Raw genomic sequence first — 3,176 nt, 5'->3', positions numbered from 1 at the left:
CCGACAGCGCCATAAGGGAAAATGGACAAGGAGCGACGAAACGTTGCATAAGGAAAAACTTCTAGGAAGAAGGAATCATAAAAAAAACTTCTGAGAAGAAAAAATGAGCGGATGTGCCAGATTTATTTTCGGCACATCCGCTTCGCTTGATATACGGAAAATTTTTATCGAAGTTTTGATAAATCTATTTCTGCATATTTAACTCGCTGCCTTCTCCATGTATAAACAGCATGCAGCCTACCATCTTTTCCCTGAATAATACTTGGATAGGAATATTGACTGATAGGGCTGTCTTCCAATGTAAGCACAGGTTGCCAATTTATACCATCTTCTGAAATGGCTACACAGAGAGGAGTTCGAGGTCCTTTGGGAGTGCCGGGTAGTGTCGAGAAATTATTGTAGATGAGTACATGGCGACCGTCCTGTAATGTTACGGCATCCGTTCCCGAATTATTATTCGGAACATCCAGAAGTGTTACTTTGCTCCAGGTATCGCCATTATCATTGCTCCAGGCTGTGGCAATCCGGGCATTGCGTGTGCGGCACAATACTTGTAATCTTCCGTCTTTGTGCATCAGTATGCTGGGCTGTATCGCATATATTGGTTTTGGACCTTCACCTTTGACGGCCTCGCCACCTTCCTGATCATCTACGTTGACACTTCCTTTTTTACGGTGCTGAGTAAGTACGGAAAACTCCGCAGCCAGTGATTCCGTTGTCTTCCAGGTCTTGCCGTTGTCATCGGAAATTTCGAAATGAATGCGCCATCCCTTGCCACCTTCTCTGCTGGAAGGACAGATGATACGACCATTAATGTACTCCGGTTTATTCTTGATAGGACCGAGGAATCCTTCCGGCAACGGTTCACGTTTACTCCAGGTCTTTCCTCCGTCGCGAGAGCGCACGAGCCAGCCCGTCCAGTCGCCTACGTTCAAGCCTATTTTATAGAAGAGAATCAGATCACCTCCCGGAATCTGGAAAAGTACCGGGTTCCAGCAAGCTTTCCGGCGGGCAACCAGTTTTCCCCGGGCATTTGTCACAGGAGTACAAGTGGAATCAATGCCTGCCAAGGTTGCCTGCGCATCTTTTATTGAAAATACGCCGTCGGCAGCGAGTTGTGGAGAGGTCCATTCTTTGGCACCTTTCGGCTTGCGACACACCCAGATGCAACAATCCGGATTGCGCTCTTTGGTACCGCCGAAAAACGAAGCGACAAGATCCCCGTTTTTCAATTCTACGATGGTGGCTCCATGACATTCCGGGAAGGAGGCTTTCTCATATAGGAACTCGTCACTCAGGATAGCTACATTCCGGGTAGGGATATCTACACTGAAGTGATGCTTGCCCGAACCTACCATTTCTTTCCGCCCGCCGGGAAGATATACTTCGCCTGTAGTGTTGGCGGGGAGTTCAATGTCCCATTCCAGATGTGTCGGGGTCTTTTTCCACCGGCTGGTTATTTTTCCGTAGATGCTTGTGTAGGAGGCATCTACATTGCTTAGTTCCTGAATGTCAAAGGCAGGCTGGAAGATGATATATTTATAGCCGGGTTTCCAACGGTCGGCACGGATGCCTGCCAGATTGTTGAAGCACCAGGGAAGCAGGTCGCCTAAGAGCATGACGTGATTTCCACTGTTCATCCCGGGATTTGCTTTGTCGCCATTCCAGAGTTCCCAGATGGTGGTGGCGCCTTGCGCGGCCATATATCCCCACGAAGGATAAGTCTTATTAGTGGCCAGAAGATAGGCGACATCGGCATGACCACGGCGGCTTAGTTCGCGTAGCAGCCATTGTGTACCGATGACTCCGGTGCTGATATGTCCTTTATTGGTAGTGATAATGGTAGCCACGGTATTCTTGGCAACTTCGTCCATGTACTGTTTGGGGACAAGTCCGAAAGCAAGCGGCAGAATATTGGCGGTAACCGTGTTGTTACCGTAGAAGATGCTGTCCGGATATAAAGTATGTCCGGGTACGGGGGAAGTACCTTCCTTCACATGAAGGAAACGTGCGTTGAAGGCATCTTTTATCCGGCCTTCCAGTGCTCCCCATTCTTCGGCTTCGGCGGTTAGACCTTGCAGGCTTGCAAAACGATGCATCAGTTGCAGGACTTTCAGATAGTAGGCAGTAGCTATAAGCGCACCATCCGTTTTGCGGGCAGGGTCATTGCTATGAATCATTTCCAAAGATTCGGGAGGTACGCACCAGTCACCGTATTTGTCTTTGGTAATAATGAATTCCTTGGTCAGGTAATACTCGCGGATATGAGATACCCATTTCTTTAAAGCCGGGTAATTCTCTTCGATTGCGCGCCGGTCACCGTAGTTGGTGAAAAGCATGTCGCATACCAGGAGAAGGGTAGCTGGCCAGGTGACATTATCCGAATAGTAATTCCAATAGGCCGGAGCTACATCCGGGATGCAGCCGTCCTCACGCTGTGCTTCACGAATATCACGTGTCCATTTGTTGTATAGGGCATGATTGTTGAAAAAGAGGCTTTCACCCCAGGAACCCATCGCGTGGTCTCCCAACCAAGGTTGGCGTTCGTTGCGTTGCGGGCAGTCGACGGGCATACCTTTGTAGTTACTGCGGATACCCCAAAAAGCATTGCGCAATACCTGATTGAGTGTTTCATCCGAGCAGGTGAAGGTCCCGGTATGAGCCATTTCGTCATCTACTACTTCAGCTGTAAAATCTTCGGTCTTGGCATTGGGATAACCGCTGATTTCCACATAGCGGAAACCGTGGTATACAAAGCGGGGAGCCCAGGTGGCATCTTGTGGTTCACGTCCGCTGACAACATATATATCCGTGCAATGTGCGTCGCGTAGATTCTTCGTAAAAATTTCGCCATCCGGTTGCAAGCGCTCGGCAAAGCGGAGACGGATACTGTCTCCTGCCTGGCCTTTGATACGAATACGTAGCCATCCTGCCATATTCTGACCGATGTCCAAAATCTGTTTGTCTCCCTGTTTCCGGATAGAAACAGGCTTCAGGCTTTCCGTTACTTTCATGCCCGGCATCATTTGCGCACGCAAGGTTCCTGAGGGAATGCTGACGTGCCCGGCGGGTATCCAATTCGTATCATCATAGCCTGTCCGATTCCAGTCTCCTAATTCCTTGCGTGCATCGTATTCTTCGCCATCGTACTCATTATTGCTGCGGATAGGGCCTGT

Annotated in this window: 1 protein-coding gene; it reads right to left on the bottom strand. The window is 49.2% G+C overall.

What is annotated here, in order from left to right:
* Window positions 1-164: 164 nt before the first annotated feature.
* Window positions 165-3,176: family 78 glycoside hydrolase catalytic domain (locus BACCELL_RS02675; protein WP_007209983.1), on the bottom strand; the 3,012-nt coding region annotated here is incomplete at its 5' end.

Source organism: Bacteroides cellulosilyticus DSM 14838, from assembly GCF_000158035.1.
Taxonomy (GTDB): Bacteria; Bacteroidota; Bacteroidia; order Bacteroidales; family Bacteroidaceae; genus Bacteroides; species Bacteroides cellulosilyticus.
Note: the sequence above shows the minus strand (reverse complement) of the source record. Positions and strands in the feature narration are given on the sequence as shown.